The sequence below is a fragment of the Pseudomonas japonica genome (assembly GCF_013522925.1).
GTDB lineage: Bacteria > Pseudomonadota > Gammaproteobacteria > Pseudomonadales > Pseudomonadaceae > Aquipseudomonas > Aquipseudomonas japonica_A.
Map to the genome: position 1 here is coordinate 248858 of NZ_JAAMQU010000009.1, position 12967 is coordinate 261824.

The 12967-nt window shown below is 64.2% G+C and carries 11 protein-coding genes; 8 read left to right on the top strand and 3 right to left on the bottom strand.

The genetic code is table 11. The annotated features are described in order from the left end of the window. Window positions 1-45 precede the first annotated feature (45 nt). The 8 genes from G7016_RS16260 to G7016_RS16295 all read left to right on the top strand — a co-directional run bounded on the left by G7016_RS16260 (window position 46) and on the right by G7016_RS16295 (window position 8810). Window positions 46-1101, top strand: coding sequence for an alpha/beta fold hydrolase (locus G7016_RS16260; RefSeq protein WP_181116290.1), 1056 nt, complete (start codon window positions 46-48; stop codon window positions 1099-1101). A 115-nt stretch (window positions 1102-1216) separates the two neighbouring features. Then, window positions 1217-2131 (top strand): LysR family transcriptional regulator, encoded by a 915-nt coding sequence (locus G7016_RS16265; RefSeq protein ID WP_308812175.1) that lies wholly within the window; start codon window positions 1217-1219, stop codon window positions 2129-2131. 3 nt (window positions 2132-2134) lie between these two features. Then, entirely contained in the window at window positions 2135-3037 is a 903-nt protein-coding gene (locus G7016_RS16270) for a LysR family transcriptional regulator (protein WP_181116293.1), read from the top strand. A 169-nt stretch (window positions 3038-3206) separates the two neighbouring features. Continuing rightward, complete coding sequence (locus G7016_RS16275; RefSeq protein WP_181116296.1) at window positions 3207-3833, top strand: glutathione S-transferase family protein; 627 nt, start codon at window positions 3207-3209, stop codon at window positions 3831-3833. Between the two features lie 53 nt (window positions 3834-3886). Further along, window positions 3887-5932 (top strand): pyridoxamine 5'-phosphate oxidase family protein, encoded by a 2046-nt coding sequence (locus G7016_RS16280; RefSeq protein WP_181116299.1) that lies wholly within the window; start codon window positions 3887-3889, stop codon window positions 5930-5932. 26 nt (window positions 5933-5958) lie between these two features. Continuing rightward, window positions 5959-6435: a nuclear transport factor 2 family protein gene (locus G7016_RS16285; RefSeq protein ID WP_181116302.1), complete on the top strand. Its 477-nt coding sequence runs from the start codon at window positions 5959-5961 to the stop codon at window positions 6433-6435. A 124-nt stretch (window positions 6436-6559) separates the two neighbouring features. Then, a complete protein-coding gene (locus G7016_RS16290; RefSeq protein WP_181116305.1) occupies window positions 6560-7321 on the top strand; it encodes a hypothetical protein in 762 nt (253 codons plus the stop codon). 325 nt (window positions 7322-7646) lie between these two features. After that, window positions 7647-8810, top strand: a complete 1164-nt coding sequence (locus tag G7016_RS16295; protein WP_181116308.1) for an MFS transporter — start codon at window positions 7647-7649, stop codon at window positions 8808-8810. 20 nt (window positions 8811-8830) lie between these two features. Here the strand turns inward: G7016_RS16295 and G7016_RS16300 are convergent, their stop codons facing one another. From G7016_RS16300 to G7016_RS16310, 3 genes are all read right to left on the bottom strand, one after another. Continuing rightward, window positions 8831-9016, bottom strand: coding sequence for a hypothetical protein (locus G7016_RS16300; RefSeq protein ID WP_181116312.1), 186 nt, complete (start codon window positions 9014-9016; stop codon window positions 8831-8833). A gap of 112 nt (window positions 9017-9128) precedes the next feature. Then, window positions 9129-10652, bottom strand: a complete 1524-nt coding sequence (locus G7016_RS16305; protein WP_181116314.1) for a M10 family metallopeptidase C-terminal domain-containing protein — start codon at window positions 10650-10652, stop codon at window positions 9129-9131. 66 nt (window positions 10653-10718) lie between these two features. Next, window positions 10719-12770, bottom strand: coding sequence for a hybrid sensor histidine kinase/response regulator (locus tag G7016_RS16310; protein WP_375139701.1), 2052 nt, complete (start codon window positions 12768-12770; stop codon window positions 10719-10721). Window positions 12771-12967: the final 197 nt, after the last annotated feature.

A 12967-nucleotide genomic window follows, 5' to 3' on the forward strand; every position in this document is an offset into this window, starting at 1 on the left:
TATCCGGCACGCCACAGGGCGGCTGGAACCCCGAGGAATTCCATCATGCACACACGCACCCGTGGCCTTCGCCGCCACCTTACCGCCGCCGCTGTGATGGCTACCGCCTTGCTTCAACCGGGGCTGCAAAACAATGCCCTGGCCAGCGAGGCCGATTCAAGCCAGGTTGCGCCCGTCACCGTGGGCGGCCACACCGACCTGGGCCCGCTCAAGCATGTAAAGGCGGGATTGCTGAATGTGGCGTATGCCGAGGTCGGCCCTGCCGACGGCCCGGTGGTGATCCTGCTGCATGGCTGGCCCTACGATATTCACAGTTACGCTGACGTGGCGCCGGCATTGGCCGCCAAGGGTTACCGAGTACTGGTGCCCTATGCCCGCGGTTATGGCGACACCCACTTCCTTTCGGCCAAAACGCTGCGCAATGGCGAGCCGGCAGCGCTGGCCACCGACCTGATCGACTTCATAAATGCCCTGCATATCCAGCGCGCCGTGCTCGGTGGCTACGATTGGGGCGCGCGCACTGCCGATATCGTGGCCGCGGTATGGCCAGAGCGCGTGAAGGCCTTGGTGGCGGTAAGCGGGTACCTGATCGGTAGCCAGGACGCGGGCAAGGCGCCGCTGCCCCCGGCGGCCGAGCTGCAATGGTGGTACCAGTTCTACTTCGCAACCGAGCGTGGCCGCCAGGGCTATGCGCAGAACACCCATGACTTCGCCAAGCTCATCTGGAAGACCGCCTCGCCACGCTGGAACTTCGATGACGCCACCTATGATCGCAGCGCGGCGGCGTTGCAAAACCCCGACCATGTGGCCGTCACGGTCTACAACTATCGCTGGCGCCTGGGCCTTGAAAAAGGTGAAGCCCGTTACGCCCCACTCGAGAAAAAACTCGCTGCTTTCCCCTCCATCAGCGTGCCCACAATAGCCCTCGAGGGCGATGCCAACGGTGCGCCGCACCCACCCGCCGAAGCCTATGCCAAGCGCTACACCGGCGGCTACCAGTACCGGCTGATCGAAGGCGGCGTGGGCCACAACCTGCCACAGGAAGCACCGCAAGCCTTCGCCCAGGCGATCATTGACGCGGACCACCTTCAGGGCAAATAGGCAAGGCACCGGCAGTGGCAATCGAAGCCGTTCCAGGCTCACCTACCTTTGATTTCCCTGCCCTGCCCTTAACCGCTACGCTGAGAGCGTTTCCCTCAGCCAACCGGTAATGTGCGTGGACAGATTCCAGGAAATGAAAGTGCTGCTCGCGGTGGTGGAAGCGGAGAGCTTTGCCGCCGGGGCGCGCTTGGTGGGTATGTCGCCGCCCAGCGTGACCCGGGTGATCGCCGGGTTGGAAAATCGCCTGGGTACTCTGCTGTTGGCACGTAACACGCGCGGCTTGCGGTTGACCGAGGCCGGGCGGCGCTATGTGGAAGACTGCAAGCGCATTCTGCTGGATCTTGAAGAAGCCGAGGAGCTGGCCACCGGCAGCCGCATTCGCGCCCGGGGCAACCTCACCGTGACGGCACCAGTAATGTTCGGCGAATTGTTTCTGGTGCCCCTGATCACCGAGTACCTGGCCCAGCATCCGGAGGTGACAATCAATGCAGTGCTGCTGGACCGGCTGGTGAACGTGGTGGACGAAGGCATCGACGTGGCGGTGCGCATCGGGCGGCTGGCCGACACGGGCTTGCAGGCGATCAAGGTGGGTGAAATTCGCCCGGTGGTATGCGCCGCGCCGGCGTTTCTCGACCGAGTCGGCCGGCCGCAGGCACCCGAGGATGTGCTGGCACTGCCGATTGTGATGTCATCGGCGAGCAACCTGCTGACCGAGTGGCAGTTCATGGACAACGAACGTGCCCTGGCCCTGCGCCCCGAGCCGCGCCTGCTGGTGAGCTCCAACCAGGCGGCCATCAACGCGGCGCGCCTGGGCTGGGGGCTCACCCGGGTACTCTCCTATCAGGTGGCGGACGCTGTGAGAAAAGGCGAGCTGGAAATCGTGCTTGAACCGTTCCAGACAGCGGCGCTGCCAGTGCACATTCTTTTTCACGGTGATCGGCCCTTGCTCGCCAAGGTACGTACCTTCGTGGACCACTGCACCCGCCGGCTACTGGCCGACGCGGCCTTGCACACCGTGCCGGCTGCCTGAGCCGTGGTCCGTTATCGCGAGCTGCAGGTGTTCGATGCCGTGGCCCGGGGCAGTAGCCTCGCGGCCGCAGCCCGGCAACTGGAGCTATCCCTCGCCACAGTGGCGCGCAGCGTCGCAGCGCTCGAAGCGCGCCTGCAAAACACCTTGTTGTTACGGGGCCCACGCGGGGTAAGCCTTACCCCCGCAGGCGAGCAGTTCGCGCACAGTTGCCGGCAGATCCTGGCGCAAACCGAGGTCGCGGAGCGCTCGGCGGCGGGTATACACGCCCGGCCCGAGGGCCAGTTGACCGTCGCTTTGCCGCTGCTGATCGACTTGCAGGTGTTCACACCCATCGCCGTGGCCTATCTGGAGGCTTTCCCCGGGGTGGGCCTGGCGATCCAGGCCAGCGAGGGGCTGCCCCGGCTACTCAAGGACGGGATCGACGTGGCCATCGTGGTAGGCCAATTGCCTGATTCCTCCGAGTTTGCCATCCCATTGGGAGAGGTTCGGCCGATCGTGTGCGCCGCGCCTGCCTACCTCGCACGGTGGGGCCACCCTGCTACGCCGGAGGATTTGAAAGCCCATCGCGCGGCAGTGGCCACGTCAGCGAGCTACGACGCGCAGTGGCGCTTCTCGTCAAGGTGTGCCAGCCGTGCGGCCAAACCCGCTCACGTATTGAGCTGCACTACACAGCGCGGGGCCATCCGGGCAGCCACCCTGGGCGCCGGCCTGGTGCGCTGCCTCAGCTACGAGGCTCACGAAGAGCTGCGCACGGGCCAGTTGGTCCAGGTGCTTACGGGCTATCCGGGCATGGGCGTGCCCGCTCAGCTGATCTACCGCCACGGCCGCCGCGCCGAAGCCCGGGTGCGCACCTTCATCGACTTCGCTACCCCGCTGCTGCGCGGCCACCCAGCGTTTTCAGGCTGAGGCAGAACAGCCCCGGCGGGTGATTATTCCGCAAAGTGGACTTATGGATTGCCAACCGTGGTGATTCTGCCGGGGCCGGGATAGGCGCAGCATGGCTTCACCAGCGTAGCCGCCCAGCCGGGCTTGCCAGTGCGCTGCCAGCCCTTCCCTACCCCACGGAGCCACGAGCATGCCAAACCCAGTGAAACTGTACCGCCACTCGCTTTCCGGCCATGCCCATCGCGTGCAATTGCTGCTCTCATTGCTCAACGTGCCCACAGACCTGGTAGACGTGGACCTGGCCCGCGGCGAGCATAAGCAGCCAGCGTTTCTGGCGATCAACCCCTTCGGGCAAGTGCCGGTGATCGACGACAACGGCACCTTGCTCGCCGACTCCAATGCCATCCTGGTATACCTGGCGAAGACCTACGGCAGCGGCAGCTGGCAACCCGAGGACGCGCTCGCCGAAGCGCGGATTCAGCGCTGGCTGTCGGTGGCGGCCGGCCAGGTGGCGTACGGCCCCGCGGCGGCACGGTTGATTACTGTGTTCGGCGCGGCCTTCAATGCCGACGAAGTGATTGCCCGCGCGCATACCCTGCTCAAGTTGATGGACAGCGAATTGGCCGACCGCCCCTTCCTGGCCGGCACTGAACCCACCATCGCCGATGTCGCCAACTACAGTTACATCGCCCACGCCCCCGAGGGCAATGTGTCACTGGAACCCTACCCGAATGTAAGGGCGTGGCTGTCGCGCATCGAAGCCCTTCCTGGCTTTGTGCCGATGGCGCCTACTGCGGCCGGCTTGCTTGCCGCTTGAGCGCGAACACCTGACTGCCGGGGCCACCGGCAACCTGTTCAAGGAGGTGAGCCATGGACACAGTGCGCCAACCGCCGGCATCGCCCTGGCATACCGGCGAGAAACAGCTTCAGCAGACGTTCAACGCATCCGAACGCATGGAAGAGCTCGGCCGCCGGGTGATCCGGGACTACATGCCCGACCAGCATCGCGCTTTCTACCAGCAATTGCCGTTTATGGTGGTGGGCGCAGTGGATGCCAACCGGCGCCCCTGGGCCACCTTGCTGGAGGGGCCGGAAGGTTTTATCACCAGCGCCGACCCACACCACCTGAACCTGGCCACCGAGCTGGACTCGCAAGACCCCGCCACCCCCGGCCTGCAAGCCGGCCAGGCCATCGGCATGCTGGGCATCGAACTGCATAGCCGCCGACGCAACCGGGTGAACGGTGTTATTCAGCACGCCTCGGCCGCCGGGCTAGAGGTAACGGTGGAGCAGTCCTATGGCAACTGCCCCAAATACATTCAGGAACGTGCCTACAGCCGGGTTCCCGGGGCGATGAGCGACAGGCCGCCGGCGGTGCACGCTGTGGCCCTCAACGACCAGACCCGCGCGTTGATCCGTGCAGCCGACACGTTCTTCGTCGCCAGCTATGTGGAGAACGAGGATCGCGGCCGCGCTGTGGACGTATCTCACCGTGGCGGGCGCGCGGGGTTTATCAAGGTAGACGGCAATCGGCTGACGGTGCCCGACTACGCGGGCAACCTGTTTTTCAACACGCTGGGTAATTTGCAGGCGAACCCGGTGGCAGGCTTGCTGTTCATCGACTTCGCCAGCGGTGACCTGCTGCAACTGAGCGGTCGCACCGAGCTGCTGCTGGACAGCCCGCTGACCCTGGCGTTCGAAGGGGCCGAGCGGCTGTGGACGGTCGAGGTGGAGCAGGTGGTTGTGCGGCCAGCGGCGATCAACCTGCGCTGGCTGTTTCATGACTACGCCCCTACCAGCCTGGCCACCGGCACCTGGGCGGAAACGGAAGAACGCACTCGGCAGCAGGCACAACGTGGGCAGTGGCAGCGCTGGCGGGTAGCGCGGGTGGAACAGGAAAGCAGCGACATCCGTTCCATCTACCTCGAAACACCCGGCGCCATCCCGGTCCCCTTCGCCCCGGGCCAACACCTGCCCATGCGCATCCATACCGACCAGGGCGCCTTGATCCGGACCTACAGCATTTCCAGCGCGCCCGGCGAGGAACACATCCGCATCAGCATCAAACGGCAAGGCCCGGCGTCGAGCCATCTGCATGATCGAGTGCAAGTGGGGGATCGGCTGGAGGTACGCTCCCCGGTGGGCGGCTTTACGCTGGTCGACAGCGACCGGCCGGTGGTGCTGCTGGGCGCGGGGGTGGGAATCACGCCGATGATCGCCATGGCCAAGGCACTGGTTGCGCAGAATCAACAGCGGCAGAGCGCCCGACCTGTGCACCTGTTCCAGAGCGCTCGCAGCCTCGAGGAACTGCCCTTCCGGGAGGAGCTTGCGGCGCTTCAGCTCGGCTCAGCGGGCCAGTTGCACATCCATCGCATATTGAGCAGCCCGGGTGAGTTGGCCGTGCTGGACCGGGACTACCAATTGGCCGGGCGGCTGGAATTCACTCAGGTTAAGGCACGGTTGCCGCTGGATGACTACGACTTCTACCTGTGCGGCCCTGCGAGCTTTTTACAAGCCATGTACGACGGCCTGCGCAGCCTCAACATCCAGGACCTGCGCATTCATGCGGAAGCCTTTGGCCCTTCGGCGCTGCGCCGCTCGGCGACCGAGCCTCCACCCACGCTGGCCCAACCACCGGCGGCTACCAACCCGGTACCGGTGCAGTTCAAAGCCTCTGCCGCCGAAGCTCGCTGGATACCCGGCGGTGGTACCTTGCTGGAGCTGGCTGAAAGCCGCGGGCTCAACCCCGAGTTCAGTTGCCGCGGCGGCTCCTGCGGCACGTGCAGCACGCGGCTGATCAGCGGCGAAGTGAACTACCCTACCCCGCCCGCGCAAATGCCGCCTGCCGATCAGGTGCTGATCTGCTGCGCCGTGCCGGCCCAAAGTAACGGCGAGCCGCTAGTGCTGGATGTATGAAAACAATCACTGACATGGAGCCACCGATGACCGACACCGAAACCCGCCCACCGCTTCCGCCGTTCACCCGCGACACCGCCATTCTCAAGGTGCGCCTGGCCGAGGATGGCTGGAACAGCCGCGACGCCGGCAAAGTCGCGCTGGCGTATACCCCCGACACCCGCTGGCGCAACCGCGCGGAATTCGCTACCAACCGCGCCGAAGCCGAGGCCTTTCTGCGGCGCAAATGGAACAAGGAGCTGGAGTACCGCCTGATCAAGGAGCTATGGGCCTTCACCGACAACCGCATCGCCGTGCGCTATGCCTACGAATGGCATGACGACTCCGGTAACTGGTTCCGCTCCTATGGGAACGAGAACTGGGAATTCGCTGACAACGGGCTGATGGCCCACCGCTTCGCCTGTATCAATGACCTGCCCATCACCGAGGCGGAGCGCAAATTCCGCTGGCCCCTCGGGCGCCGGCCGGATGACCATCCGGGGTTGTCTGAGCTGGGGTTGTGATTCGCTTGGGGCATTCGGTCTCGGGTTAGGCTCGATGAAAGATTTCCGATCGACAGGTAAAAGCGCCTTGAGTGTGAATGCCGCGCGTCCCTAGAATTGCGCGGCATTTTCCAAGGAGGTTTCAATGCGCACCGTTCGTTCGCTCCCCCTCGGCACCGCTGGCGTGCTGGGTGCTTTCATCGCCGCGCTGGCAGGCTGCTCGACCGCGCCCACAGGCCCCCTGAGTGCGGCGCAGATAGCGGATATCCACAAGGGCGTGAGCACAGCCCTGATCCCGCTCATGCTGGCGGCTAACAAGCGTTGGCTCAACGGCACCGTTACCCTGGACCTCGTCATTGACCGTGATAACCAATTGCTGAGCTGCAAGGGAACGCGTATGGAGGGTGCGCCTGAGCTGGTCCCAGTGGTCGAGCAAGCCTGCTGGGCTACCGTACTTCCATCGCTGCCGCCCGAGGCTTTCAGAGCGGATGGGAAGGCAAAGCTGCGTACGCCGGTATCGGTAAGGATGAACCATGACGGTAACCCCACACAACGCGCCTATTTCGAAGCCGTGGTGTTCCCGATGTTCGCCCAGAATCAGTACTTCTGGGACCACGGCATCTCCCGGGTGGCATTCAGGAGTGTCGGTGAAGCGGGCTTTCGCTACGTGGCCGACCACGAGGGGCGAGTGCTCGCGTGTACGGCGAAGATCACGGCCAACGAGGCGCGAAAAGAGGCGTTCAAGCAGAACCCTCAACTGGTGGCAAACCTTCAGAAGGCCTGCCTGGGAATGAACCTTGCCAAAATGCCGGGGTTCCTGGTTGCGGACAATGGCCTTGCCGCCGGCACGGTGTGGACAACCTACGCGCCATGGCGCAAGGCCGCGCCACGGTTCGAAGGCCAGTGACGGCGTGCCAGTGAACTCACCGCACCGCCTTGTAGGAGACGGGGGGCCGGCCATCCGGCGCAGCCGTAGGCGGAGCTCGCGAATAATTGCCCCGCCACCCCCCAAAGGCTACACTGCCCGCCCTTTGTCCAATGGGCCCTGGCCCCCCAGCGCGCCATGCCTTCTATCGAGCTTCTCGCCTTCCGTGTTTGGCACAACGATGCCGGCCTCAGCCGGCGCCGCAGCGTGCTGTTCGCGTTCACCTTCTCCCCGCCCGCCCTCTAGCGTCGATCTTCGGCTGGCGCACCCTGCGCCGGTATTCGTTCGCTTGCCGTGTGGGAACCGCATGAACCGCAATAAAACTGTATTGGGTGTTTTGATCCTCGCCGTGTCGGTGGTGGGGCTGGGGATGGGCGCGACCTTGCCGGTGGTGGCGTTGCGCATGTATCAGGCGCAGGCATCGTCGCTTGCCATCGGCTTGCTGGCGGCAATGCCGGCGGTGGGGATGATGATCTCGGCGTTCATGGTCGACGGCTTGTGCCGGCGGCTGAGCCGGCGTGGTATCTACCTCCTCGCACTGGGCTTGTGCGCGTCCAGCGTGGCGGCCATCGACCCACTGGCGAGCTGGCCGTGGCTGCTGGCATGCGCGCGGCTGGGCATGGGCATCGGAATGGGCGTGGTGATCATTCTCGGCGAAGCCTGGGTCAACGAGATCAGTGCCGATAACGTACGCGGCCGGGTGGTGGCGCTGTACGCCACCAGCTTTACCGCGTTCCAGATGCTGGGCCCGGCGACCGTGGCGTGGCTGGGCGCGGACGGCCCCTGGGTGAATGCGCTGGTGCTAGCAAGCCTGGCCGTGGCCCTGGGCCTGGTTGCCTTGATCATGCCTGCGAGCGCGGCGGTGCACGAGGAGAAGGCAGGAGGCTTCTCGGTGCTGGGGTTCGTGCGCGTAGCGCCCGCGCTGTGCATGGGCGTGCTGTTTTTCAGCTTCTTCGATAGCGTAGTGCTGTCGATGTTTCCGGTTTACGCCGCCGGGCTGGGGCATAGCCTGGCCGTAGCGGCACTGATGAGCAGCGTGATCCTCGCTGGAGACGCGGCCTTTCAGTTGCCCTTGGGCTGGCTGTCCGACCGTTGTGAACGCGGCGGGCTGTACCTTGGGTGCGGCCTGCTGGTGCTTGGCCTCGGCGCGGGCCTGCCGTGGCTGATGGGCAGCGGCAACTGGCTATGGCCGGCGCTGTTGCTACTGGGCGCTGTGGCCGGAGGGATCTACACACTGGCCATTACGCTGATTGGCGAGCGATTCGAAGGGCCCGAGTTGGTGACTGCCAACGCGAGCGCCGGCCTGATCTGGGGCTTCGGCAGCCTGTTGGGGCCACTGGGCAGCGGCGCCTTGATGAGCGCCGGGCCACAGGGGGTGCCTCTGGCCCTAAGCGCACTGGCGCTGGTGTTTGTTGCCGGTGCATGGAGTTATCAACGGCAGGCGCGGCGGCAACTCCAGGCTGCGCAATAAGCTGCTGCAGGGCCAGGCGGTTATTCGCTTTTGGCGCCACCGTTATCCCGGTCGGTCTGGGCATCCTGATCCGAGCCCGGGTTGCCGGGCGGCGGGTTCCAATCCTCCAGGCGTTCGCCCGTGCCTTGCTTGGGCTCGGAGTCGGCTTGTTCAAGGCCAGAGTCGTGGCCCTCACCCGTATCGGGTGTGTTGTGCTCGATCGCCATAACGACGCTCCTTTTGGGTTACACGCAGTGCATCTGCGCTTATCAATCGGAGCGGCGTTCGCCAACCCAAGTGCCGGATGGCCGACAGGCGGGTTGATATACAAGCGGTGGATCAGCCGATTGGCGTATGGGTGTCCGACGCCACCGCGCCTAGCAGCGACAATTCAACCTCCGCCTGAGGTGCAGGCGCCGACGGCGCGAACAGCACATCGCTTGCGGTCAGCGCGCCTGATACATCCCCGTTGAACGTGAGTTCGAAGCGGTGGCCTTCGGCGTCGGCCTCGAAGCTTTTCAGGTAAGTGCGGCTGTCATCCGCGTTGGTGCGGATCGCGACGGTGCCGTCATACCCGTCGCCGAAGCCCGTGAACCCCAGGGCGCTGAGATCAATCCGGTCCTGGCTGGCATCGAAATCGAGGATGCGGTCGCTGCTGTTGCCGGTTGTGGTGCGGAAACTGTCGGCCACGCTGGCGTAGCGGAACACATCGGCCCCTGCCCCACCGGACAGCAGGTCTCGGCCCAGGTTGCCCTGCAGCACATCGTCCCCGGCCAACCCGCGCAGAATCTCGTCGCTGCCCAAGCCTTGCAACACATCGGTTCCGGATGAGCCCACCAGCCTGGTGCTGCCGTCGGCACTGCCAAAGGTAGTATCCAGGCTGCCATCCGCATTCAGCCGCACGGCGGCGAAGTCGCTACCGCCATTGGCGTAGGCATCGCCGGTGAGCAACAGCTTGCCGTTGTCGAGCACTGCGATGCCGCTGGCCTGTGCATAATCGCCAGGAAGGTCCATGCTCGCCAGGCCGTCGTTTCCAAAGCTGGCGTCGGCGCTCCCGTCGGCGTTCAGGCGCAGCACGGCAAAGTCGTCGAACGCGCTGGTGCTGGCGATCACGATCTTGCCGTCGGCCTGCACGGCCACGTCAGCGCGGTAGCTGGCAAAGTCGGTCAGCGCCACAGCCCCGTTATCGCCGAATGTCGTGTCCAGTTCCCCGCTGGCGGTGTAGTGGGTCAGGCTGTTCTGGCCCTGCAAGGCGCCCTGGACCAGCACGCTGCCATCCGCCAGGCTGACGATGTTTTCCAGAAACAGGAAGGTGCCGTTAGCCTGGAGCGTGAGCAGGCCGTTCGTGCCGAAGCTCGTGTCCCGGGTGCCGTCGGCGTTCAACTGGGCCAAGGCCAGGGTGTTGCCCTCCACCGCCCCTACCAACAGGCCCCCGCCCTCCTGAACTTCCACCAAAGGTGTGTCACCGAACCCCACGGGCAGGCTGGCCTGGGCGTTGGCGTCGAACACCGCATCGGCCTTGCCGTCCGCCCCCCAACGTTGAACGATCGGGGTAGCGTCGTGGCCTTCGTGCGCTGTAACCACGCCGCCGTCCGCTTGCATGTCCAGGCTGTAGTCCTTTTCCAGCGGGATCTGCTTGTGGATAACCAGCCGACCGGCATGGCCGTAAGTGGTGTCCACAGCGCCATCGGCCAGCAGCTTCACGAGGGAGAAATCCCGGCCGTCGTCCAGGTCGTCGCTGTACTGGCTGAAACCGGCGATCAGCAGGCTGCCGTCAGCCAGTACAGCCACGCCCTGTGCGTTGTCGGTATGCCCGGCAATGTCGACGATCATGCTGCCGGGGGCGCTGTAAGTGGTTGCCATGGTTCTGCCCTGAGGTGGAGTGAATCCTTGATCTTAGCCATGGCTGGGTGCTGCGCCAGGTATTGCTCAGCCCTTGAGCATCTCCTTCAAGCGGTCGCACAAGGCGTCCAGGCCGAAGGGCTTGACCATCAGCCGCATGTTCTTCTCCAGCCGGCCGATATGACCGGTCGCGTCGTCGGCATAGCCGGTAATGAACAGCACCTTGAGCTCAGGCCGCTTTTCCCGCGAGTGAGCGGCCATCTCCAGGCCATTGCGCCCGCCCGGAAGGCCGATATCGGAGATAAGCAGGTCGATCGGCACGTCCGAGTCGAGAATGCGCATTCCCGCTACGCTGTCCGTGGCCTCGATAGTGGCGTAGCCATGGCCATGCACCACCTCTGCCAGGAGCATGCGAAGCGCTGCATCGTCTTCGACGATCAGCACGGTGAGGGCCTGACTGGCGGGAAGGAACGGCTCGCCGCTTTTGAACGGTTGCGCTGGTTCCAACTCGCCCTCGAAGCGCGGCAGATACAACTCCACGGTAGTCCCGCGGCCCGGCGTGGACGTGATGCGCGCCTGGCCACCGGACTGGCGGGCGAAGCCATACACCATCGAAAGCCCGAGCCCGGTGCCCTTGCCCATCGGCTTGGTGGTGAAAAAGGGTTCGAACGCCTTGTCGATGAGCGAAGGCGGCATACCAATACCGGTGTCGCTTACGCTGATTCGAAGGTACTGGCCTTCAGGCAGATCCAGTTGCCGGGCAGCGGCGGCGTCCACCACATCGTTATCGCACCCAATGGAAATACGCCCGCCATTGGACATGGCGTCACGCGCATTGATGCACAGGTTCAGCAGCGCATTCTCGAGCTGGCCAGGGTCGATCAGGGCCAGCCAAAGGGGCTGGCTACTGGCGACCTGAAGCTGGATGGAAGGCCCTACGGTGCGTTCTACCAAAGGCTGCAGCCCGCTAATCAGGGCATGCACGTCCGTTGGCTTGGGGGCCAGGGCTTGCCGCCGGGAAAAGGCCAGCAGGCGATGCGTAAGGGCGGCCCCTCGTTGCGCCGCCCCGAGGGCAACGCTTACATAACGATCGAGCTCCTTGTACTGGCCCTGGGCAAGCTTGGCCTGCATCATCTCGAGGCAACCGGAAATACCGCCCAACAGGTTGTTGAAATCGTGCGCGATGCCACCGGTCAGCTGGCCAACAGCTTCCATCTTCTGAGACTGCCGCAACGCCTCCTGGGCGTCTTCACGTTCCTTGATCGCCTCCTTCACGCGCTGTTCCAGCGTGGCATTGAGCTCGTGGATAGCCGTTTCAGCGTTTTTACGGTCGGTCACATCCACCGATGAGCCGATAAGCCCTATTACCTCGCCGGCGTCGCTGCGCAGCGGCTCCTTGGTGGACAACCACACGCTGACCGTACCGTCAGGCTGGCTGACCTGTTCTTCGATAACCTCCGCCACACCCGTGGACATGATGCGCTGGTCGGTTTCGGTAATGATCCGGGACTGCTCGGTATCAGCAAGAAATTCGGCGTCTGTCTTGCCCAGGTATTCCTCCGGGGGCCGGCCGATCAATGCCGTTGTACCGCGATTGGCCACCAACATGCGCCCTTCCCGGTCCTTGGCATACACCACGCCCGGAACCGCCTCGGTAAACATGCGCAGTAAAGCCGTGGCGCGGTCACGCTCCGCTTCAGCCGCCCGGCGAGCTTCGATGTCGAGCAGTATCCCAGGGAAAAGCGTGGGCGCGCCCTGGTCATCGGTATCCACCCGCCCCAACGCTTCAATCCAGCGGTAGGTCTGGTCTGTTCCGCGGATTCTATACTCGCACCGGTAAGGTGCCCGCTTGATCAGTGCTTCCTGAACGGCCGCTTGAACCCTTGGGAGATCCTCGGGATGAATCGAAATGAACATTTCACTCAACGGCAGGCCGCGACGGCAATCCTCCACCGCGATGCCAAAGGTTTTCGAGAACCGATCATCCGCAGTGACCCGGTCGTTGGGAACGTCCCAGATCCACGTACCGACAATCGCGGCGGCATCCAGCGCAAGGCGCAACCGCTCGAATGCGTCGGCTGCCGAACCTTCACTGGCTTGGTCTTCCAACAGGCGTGGCGGAGAAATACCCATGTTTATGGTGACCTTAATGAGGCAAGCCGCTTTGTCAGGAAGAGGTCGAGCGATACCAGGTTTTTCGAACCCCGGAGCATGACTGAACGTCGGACGTGTGTCTTGTGTAGTTACCGCCGGTTCGCAGCTGATTTTTCCAGTGTTTTCTCCACGCTACAAGGCACCGCAAGGATTAACCGGCAGCGCTGTAAAAATCCGGGTTG

What these genes read in the sequence shown, in the direction of transcription:
- G7016_RS16260 (WP_181116290.1), top strand. Translation starts at nt 46, where the DNA reads ATGCACACACGCACCCGTGGCCTTCGCCGCCACCTTACCGCCGCCGCT.
- G7016_RS16275 (WP_181116296.1), top strand. Translation starts at nt 3,207, where the DNA reads ATGCCAAACCCAGTGAAACTGTACCGCCACTCGCTTTCCGGCCATGCC.
- G7016_RS16280 (WP_181116299.1), top strand. Translation starts at nt 3,887, where the DNA reads ATGGACACAGTGCGCCAACCGCCGGCATCGCCCTGGCATACCGGCGAG.
- G7016_RS16285 (WP_181116302.1), top strand. Translation starts at nt 5,959, where the DNA reads ATGACCGACACCGAAACCCGCCCACCGCTTCCGCCGTTCACCCGCGAC.
- G7016_RS16290 (WP_181116305.1), top strand. Translation starts at nt 6,560, where the DNA reads ATGCGCACCGTTCGTTCGCTCCCCCTCGGCACCGCTGGCGTGCTGGGT.
- G7016_RS16295 (WP_181116308.1), top strand. Translation starts at nt 7,647, where the DNA reads ATGAACCGCAATAAAACTGTATTGGGTGTTTTGATCCTCGCCGTGTCG.
- G7016_RS16300 (WP_181116312.1), bottom strand. Translation starts at nt 9,016, where the DNA reads ATGGCGATCGAGCACAACACACCCGATACGGGTGAGGGCCACGACTCT.
- G7016_RS16305 (WP_181116314.1), bottom strand. Translation starts at nt 10,652, where the DNA reads ATGGCAACCACTTACAGCGCCCCCGGCAGCATGATCGTCGACATTGCC.